At 33.7% G+C, this 8,318-nt stretch carries 7 protein-coding genes and 1 pseudogene; all 8 read left to right on the top strand.

What is annotated here, in order from left to right; genetic code table 11:
- Positions 1-70 precede the first annotated feature (70 nt).
- Positions 71-1,095: pseudogene (gene mltG, locus ACU52_RS13245) on the top strand (endolytic transglycosylase MltG).
- Between the two features lie 263 nt (positions 1,096-1,358).
- Entirely contained in the window at positions 1,359-3,077 is a 1,719-nt protein-coding gene (locus tag ACU52_RS13240; protein ID WP_053399135.1) for a glutamine--tRNA ligase/YqeY domain fusion protein, read from the top strand.
- 4 nt (positions 3,078-3,081) lie between these two features.
- A complete protein-coding gene (locus ACU52_RS13235; RefSeq protein WP_053399134.1) occupies positions 3,082-4,509 on the top strand; it encodes a tetratricopeptide repeat protein in 1,428 nt (475 codons plus the stop codon).
- Between the two features lie 590 nt (positions 4,510-5,099).
- Positions 5,100-5,516: an EamA family transporter gene (locus ACU52_RS13230; RefSeq protein ID WP_053399133.1), complete on the top strand. Its 417-nt coding sequence runs from the start codon at positions 5,100-5,102 to the stop codon at positions 5,514-5,516.
- Entirely contained in the window at positions 5,513-6,190 is a 678-nt protein-coding gene (locus tag ACU52_RS13225; RefSeq protein WP_053399132.1) for a response regulator transcription factor, read from the top strand. The genes ACU52_RS13230 and ACU52_RS13225 overlap by 4 nt, the downstream gene beginning before the upstream one ends.
- A complete protein-coding gene (locus tag ACU52_RS13220; RefSeq protein ID WP_053399131.1) occupies positions 6,187-7,248 on the top strand; it encodes a sensor histidine kinase in 1,062 nt (353 codons plus the stop codon). The genes ACU52_RS13225 and ACU52_RS13220 overlap by 4 nt, the downstream gene beginning before the upstream one ends.
- Before the next feature lie 379 nt (positions 7,249-7,627).
- A complete protein-coding gene (locus ACU52_RS15320) occupies positions 7,628-7,873 on the top strand; it encodes a hypothetical protein (RefSeq protein ID WP_162207783.1) in 246 nt (81 codons plus the stop codon).
- A complete protein-coding gene (locus ACU52_RS15930; RefSeq protein WP_082335296.1) occupies positions 7,813-8,313 on the top strand; it encodes a phosphatase PAP2 family protein in 501 nt (166 codons plus the stop codon). Before ACU52_RS15320 ends, ACU52_RS15930 begins: the two co-directional genes overlap by 61 nt.
- The last annotated feature ends 5 nt before the right edge of the window (positions 8,314-8,318 follow it).

Genomic DNA, 8,318 nt, shown 5'->3' with positions numbered 1-8,318 from the left:
AAATATAATTATATTCTATTCTAATTCAAAAATAAAATGTAATTTTGCGCCCGAATAAAAAACCACAGAAATGAAAAAGGCAACATCAAAAAAAATTCTAATTGTAACAGCTATTTGCGCTGTAATAGCATGTCTTCTTTGCTATTATTATTTATTTTCTTCAATGTCTACAAAAGAAAACAACACATATGTATATATAGATGATGACGATAATATTGACTCTGTATATGCAAAACTTGAGCCTATAGCAACAAGCAACTCTATGTCAGGCTTCAAAATATTGGTAAAATACAGTTCATATACAGAAAATATCAGAACCGGACGATATGAGATTGAAAAAGGGAATGGCGCATTTACAGTGTTCAGAAAACTAAAAAATGGCCTTCAATCATCAGTAAACCTTACAATACCAAGTGTAAGAACTGTTGATAAGCTTGCAGAAATCATCTCAAAGAAAATGATGATGGATAGTTTGTCAATACATAAAGCACTGACAGATTCTGCAACATGTGCAAAATACGGATATACAACACAAACAATATTGTGCATGTTTATCCCCAATACATATGAATTATATTGGAACATTTCCGTAGACAAATTTCTAGAAAAAATGAATAAAGAAACAAAAAGTTCTGGAATTTTGAGCGGACTCAAAAGGCTAAAGCCATGAACTTGACAAAAGAAGAGGTAATAACAATGGCAAGTATTGTTGACGAAGAAACTGCAAACGACCAAGAAAAGCCTATGATTGCAGGAATGTATTACAATAGATTAAAAGCCGGAATGCCATTACAAGCAGACCCGACTATAAAATTTGCATTGCAGGACTTCAACATAAGGCGCATTTACAATAACATGTTGACCGTTAAAAGCCCATATAACACATATAAAAATATAGGCCTGCCTCCCGGCCCAATAAGGATTCCAACTGTTGCGGGCATCGATGCAGTGTTAAATCACGTTCATCACAATTATTTATATATGTGTGCAAAAGAAGATTTTAGCGGTACACACAACTTTGCTGAAACATATGACGAACATTTAAAGAATGCAGCAAAATACTCTGAAGCATTAAATAAAAGAGGAATTCAATAATCACAATATATGTCAAGTGCAGGACTATGATTTTAGAGGATCTAATAATAATAAGATCACTAAATCATAGTCCTGCATTGTTTAATGCATATAAATTAAGACAAAGATTAAATTAAACGGTAAACCTAGTAAATATTAGTTGCAATTTCTTAGTTTGTCTTTGATTACTAATAACATAAGCCACACAAAACGATAAAAACGACTACAATTTGTTTTGTTTTGTCTTAGGTTTACATTATCTTTGCACAATAATTCAGATTATTATGGTAATGAACGAAGAGATTAAGAATGAAGAGAAGAAAAGTCTTAGCTTTGTTGAACAACTAGTAGAAAGCGACTTGGCAGAAGGTAAAAACGGAGGAAGAATACAAACACGTTTTCCGCCTGAACCAAACGGATACTTACACATAGGACACGCTAAGGCTATTTGCATGGATTTCGGTGTCGCTGAGAAATACAACGGCATCTGCAATCTACGCTTCGATGACACAAACCCAAGCAAAGAAGATACCGAGTATGTTGATTCTATTCTTAATGATATAAAGTGGCTGGGATTTCATTGGGAAAACGTTTATTATGCTTCTGACTACTTCCAACAGCTTTGGGATTTTGCCGTATGGATGATCAAAGAAGGAAAAGCATATATAGACGAACAGTCAAGTGAAATGATTGCCGAGCAGAAAGGGACACCAACACAGCCCGGCACGCCATCGCCCTATAGAGACAGACCTATTGAAGAAAACCTTAAGCTCTTCAATAAGATGAACACTCCTGACGTGGAAGAAGGCTCTATGGTTCTACGAGCTAAACTTGATATGGCAAATCCGAATATGCATTTCCGTGACCCTATTATGTATCGTATAATACATACACCACATCATCGTACAGGGACAAAATGGCATGCATACCCGATGTATGACTTTGCACATGGACAAAGTGATTTCTTCGAAGGAGTAACCCATTCAATATGCACACTCGAATTTGTCCCCCACCGTCCACTCTATGATAAGTTCATTGACGAACTGAAAGCATATAAAGGTGAAACAGAAAACATCAATGACAATCGTCCCAGACAGATTGAATTCAATCGTCTAAATCTTACATATACTGTAATGAGCAAACGTAAATTACATGCGCTTGTTGATGAGCATAAAGTAAACGGATGGGACGATCCTCGTATGCCGACTATTTGCGGTATGCGCAGAAGAGGGTATTCACCAGAAAGCATTAGAAACTTCATAAAGAGTATCGGATATACAAAGTTTGATGCTCTTAATGATATGGCACTTCTCGAAGCTGCTGTCCGTGACGACCTTAACAAAAGAGCTATAAGGGTTTCGGCTGTTGTCAATCCCGTGAAACTTGTTATCACAAACTATCCGGAGGGTCAAACCGAAGAAATGGAGGCAATCAACAATCCTGAAAACGAAGCTGATGGAAGCCACATGATTACTTTCAGCAGGAATCTATGGATTGAACGTGAAGACTTTATGGAAGATGCTCCTAAAAAGTTCTTCAGAATGACTCCAGGAAAAGAGGTACGCCTTAAAAATGCATATATAGTTAAATGTACAGGATGTACAAAAGACGAGAACGGTAACATTACAGAGATACAAGCCGAATATGACCCTATCAGCAAAAGCGGCATGGAAGGAGCAAACCGCAAAGTAAAAGGAACGCTACATTGGGTAAGTGCAGACTATTGCCAAAAAGCAGAAGTAAGAATATACGACCGTCTGTTTAACGTGGAGAATCCTTCTGCTGACGAAAGGGATTTCAGAGAGCTTCTTAATCCAGACTCACTCACAATTATCCCTGAGTGTTATGTTGAAAAATTCGCAGCAGAAAAGAAGCCGGGAGAATATCTGCAGTTCCAACGCATTGGATACTTCATGGCCGATTTAAGTTCTACCCCCGACCATCTTGTTTTCAACAAAACAGTCGGCCTAAAGGACACATGGTCTAAAATTAATAAAAATTGAATAGATGTCATATAATAACTCTGAAGATTATTTTGAGTCAAACGAATTCAAAGCCGCTCTGAAAAAATTTGAAGAAGCTGAAAGGAGTGGACAGGAAATAATATTAGATTCCGAAGAATTTGTTGATATTGCTGAATATTACTATAATCATGGCAAAGTTAATGCTGCAATAGAGATAATCAACAGAGCTATAGACCTATATCCAGGAGCTGCCGCTCCGCTTTTATTTAAAGCGAGAATGGCACTTCTGGATTACAATGACATTAATAAAGCCAATTTATACGCAGACTTAATTAACGACAAGAATGATTTAGAATATTTCTACCTCAAGGCAGAAATAATGATTAATGAGGGTAAAATAGAAGAAGCCGACAACTACCTTGAAAATAAATACGAAGAAATTGATGACGACGAAAAAGACTATTTTGCCATTGACACAACAGCTTTATACATAGACTATAACATTATAGGAAAAGCTAATAAGTGGATAAAGAAATCAGAAGCAGTTGATACAGTCGAATATAAAGAGCAATATGCAAGGATTATGATGGAAAATGGCGATTATAAGAAAAGCCAAGAGCTATTTAATGAATTAATAGACAATAATCCCTACTCCACTCAATATTGGAATTCTCTTGCATCTTCACAATTTTTATGCAATAATATTGAGGAAGCCATACAAAGTTGTGAATTTGCCCTTGCAATTAACCCTGAAAATGCAACGGCGCTCCTAAACAAAGCAAACGGTCTGTATAATCTCGGGAATTATAAAGAAGCCTTGAAATATTATACAAGATATTGCGAACAATGCCCTAATGACGAAAATGGCGAGACTCTGATAGGATTCTGCAATATGTTGCTTGAGGATTATCTTAATGCCATTAAACATTTTCAAATTGCAGAAAGATTATCTGCACAGAATTCTCCAATGCTAACAGACATTTATAAAGACTGGGCATTTGCATTATGCCGTCTTGGAAGAATTGACGAAAGTATGACAGTCCTTGACAAAGCGCAAAATATAGGATGCGACCAAAATGAATTGTTGGTTTACAGAGGTAGCCTGCTTATCGGGAGCGGACGTTTTTATGAGTCTAAAAAATATTTTCTTAAAGCAATCAAAGACTCTGACTACTCTCCAAATATTGTAATGAAGACCGCAATCGTTATTTACGAAAGCGGAAATATTAACGTAGCATACAAGATGTTTCAAATGTTATACAAGAAATATCCTAATTGGACAAAGGGATACGCATATTATGCAGCCATTTGTTACTCTCTAAATAAAGAAGACGAATTTCTGAAAAATCTTAAAAAGGCTGTAATATTTTCACCTGAAGAAAGTAAAATTGTATTAGGAAAATTATTTCCAGAAGATATGGAAACAAATTATTATTACCAATATATGCTCAACAAACTTGGTAAATCATGATAATGCTGCATCAACTAAAGATTTATTAAATACTAATTATCTGAAGACTAGGGAGAAAAGTATCCTGCTAAAATTTCTATATTTAATCAAATTTCATCTTTATATTTTCATATTAATTAAACAAAGAAGGATAATAACCTCATTTATCATGAAGCAGACAGAGGCGTTTTCCTTGACTTGACATCAAAGCATAAACATATAAATTGCGAAACATAAAAGACGAATTAATTTTCCTTATAAAAATTGAAACATTTAGCATCATTCTCATTATACTTTAGTACGAATTCGCCACAAAGAACGAATCATCAATAGAAGAAAGCACAAAATAGTTTCAAATTGAAAACCTATTATTTACGTATAAGAACTCAGTAACTTTTGAACAAAAAGTGGCTGAGTTTTCATGCATAAACCATAGGATTATCTCATTGAAACAAATGCAAACATAAAATTTAAGTTGAATAATTTAATCTGCGACAATGAAAAATGCTCTAAAAGAAGAAAGATATTATTTTTCTATAAAAAATTTCATTATATTTGTTTTTAACATATAAATGATGTATTTTTACGTCACAATATGAATATAATGTATTATGTGGAAATATTACGCATTATTGTCCGCTCTATTTGCCTCATTAACAGCTATATTTGCCAAAATAGGCATTAAAGATGTAAATTCAGACTTAGCTACAGCCATAAGAACATCAATAATAGTATTATTGACATGGGGCATTGTTCTATTTTGTGGAGTTGAAGATAAGATTAAGGATATAAGTTTACACTCATGGCTATTTCTTATTCTATCAAGTATAGCCACAGGATGTTCTTGGTTGTTTTATTTTAAAGCTTTACAAAATGGTGATGTTTCACGCGTTGCCCCAATAGACAAACTTAGTGTTCCACTAACTATATTTATGTCATTTATAATATTAAAAGAACCTATCAGCTTTAGAACCATTGCAGGCGGAATATTAATCACAGGCGGAAGCATACTCTTATTGTTAAAATGAAGATACTTATAATTGAAGACGAAAGAGAACTTTCAGACAACATTGTTACATTCTTAAGTTCTGAAAATTATTTGTGTGAACAGGCATTCACCTTTGCAGATGCAAGAATGAAAGTGCATTTATATGAATATGAATGCATTGTTCTTGACATAATGCTGCCAGATGGAAACGGCCTTGAACTATTAAAAGAAATCAGAGACAGACATAGCCAAGTAGGAGTAATCATTGTGTCAGCAAAAGACTCTATTAAGGATAAAATAACAGGCCTGGAAGTAGGTGCTGATGACTATCTGGCAAAACCGTTTAGTCTGCCGGAACTTAAAATGCGAATATACGCGATCATCAGACGAAAAAAATTTTATACCAGCAACATTCTGTGCAGCAACGGCATAAAAATTGATCTGCTAAAAAAGACCGTAACAATAAACTCTGAAACAATAACCCTCACAAGAGCTGAATACGAACTGCTGTTATTTTTAATAAGCAATAAGAATAAGGTTATATCAAAACTTTCTATGGCAGAACATTTAACAGGAGAAATGGCCGACATGCTAGACAATCATAATTTTGTATATACGCATATCAAAAATCTGAAGGCAAAACTTACAAGACAAGGATGTTCAGAGTGTATTAAAAATATTTACGGTACAGGATACAAATGGATAGAAGAATGAGAAGAAGTAATCTTATAGACAAAGCCATGCTACAGTTCACCATTTGCGTAACTATTCTCATGCTATTGGCAACGCCATTATTTTATTGGCTCACAAAACACTATTATGCAGAAGACCTCATACTGGTTATTGATACAATAAAACACGGAAAAGACATTCCCCCACTCGATGTTGAACGAGACATCATGCATGGAATCATGATACAATTCGGACTGATAATATGCATCATCGGAATATCTGTAATATTAATAATGAAAAATATTTCTGTAAAGCTTTGGACACCTTTTTATTATACACTAAGCCAAATAAGCAGATTTAAACTTGAGGACAAAAAGGTGCCACAGTTTCCGGAAAACAAGGTAAATGAATTTACTAAATTAAATGAGGCTGTAACAATCCTTATGAGAAACAGCCTGATAAGTTATAATATACAAAAAGAATTTACAGAAAATGCATCACATGAGATGCAAACACCTTTAGCTATATTCCAAAGCAAACTCGATAATTTGTTACAAGACGAGCATCTCACTAAAAAGCAAGCAGATACTATACAAGACCTTTACAATCTTACAGTACGCCTGACACGCCTCAACAAGAATCTATTATTGCTTGCAAGAATAGATAACAATCAATATAGTGAAATGTCTGAAGTTGATATAATAAATATCTTAAATCGTATGTTGCCCTTGTTACATTCTATATCTGATGGGATAACTATTATAAGAGATTTTAAACTTCCGTCTATGATAATTAAATGTAATAGCACTCTTTTAGAAAGCATGATCAACAATTTAATTGTAAATGCTTTAAGACACAACCAAATTAATGGTGAAATAATAATAACAGTTGAGCAAGACAGAATGATTATCTCAAATACATCAAATGGAATGGCACTTGATGAGAACTTATTGTTTAACCGCTTTTATAGACCGATACGCGATAATAAGGGCAGCGGTCTTGGGTTATCCATCGTAAAAGCGATATGCAAATTTCACAACTGGAAAATTGAATACAAACACATTAACAACAAGAATCATTTTATCATAGCATTTAAATAATATATAAAGATATCCTTACCATAATTGGCCATCATCATAAATATTCACTTTACGAATTAATCATAACCACCTATAAATCGATACATTACAACGACAAGACATCTCATCCAAATAACATATCCATAACGATAATAATGCCAAGCAGTATTATTGCATAATAAGTATGATTAATAAATTAATCTATACAGAAAGGCCAACACAAATACATTCGCCCGTAAATATTATTTATAATAAAATTGTCTTATAAAACTTTCTGTTCTTATAGTTTAGCATTATCATTTGTACCAATAACACCACATAAAATGCTATATTTAACACTATTGTCCTAAAATCTACAAAATGTCTTCAAAATTTCCACTTATTTTTGTGCAAAAAACAGATGAAAAGAACTATTATCATATCTACAATTTCAGCAATAATAATCGTTTTTTGTATTATTCCAGGGTATTTATATCCTATTTTTGAAATATTGGATGCTATAGACAAACAATTAACAATTGCTTTAAATTTTAATGGAGGCTCAATTGTAGATGCCATTCTATATGCCATGTCATCAAGAATAACATGTTCAATCTGTGTTTTAATAGCAATCACTTTATATTTTCTAAGAAAAAAACAAAACTAAGAAGATACCTTGTTATTGTTCTGGGATTAACACTCGTCATAACATTATGTGATCAGATATCAGCTTCTGTTATAAAGCCATATGTATGCCGTTTAAGACCATCACACACCATTGGCGTATGCGAATTTTTACATTACGTATATGGTTACAAAGGAGGTCAATATGGATTTGTATCCAGCCATGCAGCCAATACATTAGGAGCCGCCGCATTTTTATCTTACATAATTAAAAACAAAAGAATTACAATTTATCTGTTTACATGGGCTTTTATCGTTTGCTATTCTAGAATATATTTAGGGGTGCATTATTTGGGCGATGTAATATGTGGTGGTATTCTAGGCGCTGCGATAGGATATACAACAGCTTTCGCTATACACAGCATTATCATTAGATACATCACATGGAAACATCTTCGTTCATATAAAGCCCAATTAAGATAAAAGCG

Origin of the sequence: Xylanibacter rarus, from assembly GCF_001275135.1 — a bacterium.
Lineage (GTDB): Bacteria > Bacteroidota > Bacteroidia > Bacteroidales > Bacteroidaceae > Prevotella > Prevotella rara.
Note: the sequence above shows the minus strand (reverse complement) of the source record. Positions and strands in the feature narration are given on the sequence as shown.

Bases quoted from the DNA above. Each gene is read 5' to 3' on its own strand.
- ACU52_RS13235 (WP_053399134.1), top strand. From the start codon at position 3,082: ATGTCATATAATAACTCTGAAGATTATTTTGAGTCAAACGAATTCAAA.
- ACU52_RS13230 (WP_053399133.1), top strand. From the start codon at position 5,100: ATGTGGAAATATTACGCATTATTGTCCGCTCTATTTGCCTCATTAACA.
- ACU52_RS13225 (WP_053399132.1), top strand. From the start codon at position 5,513: ATGAAGATACTTATAATTGAAGACGAAAGAGAACTTTCAGACAACATT.
- ACU52_RS15930 (WP_082335296.1), top strand. From the start codon at position 7,813: ATGTTCAATCTGTGTTTTAATAGCAATCACTTTATATTTTCTAAGAAA.
- ACU52_RS15320 (WP_162207783.1), top strand. From the start codon at position 7,628: ATGAAAAGAACTATTATCATATCTACAATTTCAGCAATAATAATCGTT.
- ACU52_RS13240 (WP_053399135.1), top strand. From the start codon at position 1,359: ATGGTAATGAACGAAGAGATTAAGAATGAAGAGAAGAAAAGTCTTAGC.
- ACU52_RS13220 (WP_053399131.1), top strand. From the start codon at position 6,187: ATGAGAAGAAGTAATCTTATAGACAAAGCCATGCTACAGTTCACCATT.